At 64.7% G+C, this 397-nt stretch carries 1 protein-coding gene; it reads left to right on the top strand.

Going from position 1 to position 397, the window contains the following annotated elements; all coding sequences use genetic code 11:
• The coding region (locus FY251_RS22045; protein ID WP_148417026.1) for an enoyl-CoA hydratase/isomerase family protein at positions 1–397 on the top strand (397 nt) is incomplete at both ends.

The raw sequence follows: 397 nt of genomic DNA, 5'->3' as shown, positions 1-397 counted from the left end.
ACCACTGTTATCTTTCCGCCGGTCGAGAGCCACCACATGGAAGATGCGACAGTGACGCTGTCTGTCGACGACGGGATTGCCACAGTGACGCTGAACCAGCCGGAGTCGCGAAACGCTCTGTCGGCGGAGTTGGCCGAAGCACTCACTGCCCAGTTCGAATCGGTGACCGACAGCGACGCCCGGTGTGTCGTACTGGAGGGCGCGGGACCGGCGTTCTGTGCCGGCGGGGACATCAATGCAATGCTACAGGGAGTGAAGCACGACCGACCACCGGCCGCACAAGTCGAACTGGTGGTCTCGTCGCTCCACGAAGCGATCCGGACCGTCCACAGCTGCCCCCTCCCGGTCGTCGCAAAAATCGACGGCCCCGCCTTCGGTGCCGGTGCCGGTCTCGCGC

Source organism: Haloferax sp. KTX1 (genome assembly GCF_902410085.1).
GTDB lineage: Archaea > Halobacteriota > Halobacteria > Halobacteriales > Haloferacaceae > Haloferax > Haloferax massiliensis.
Note: the sequence above shows the minus strand (reverse complement) of the source record. Positions and strands in the feature narration are given on the sequence as shown.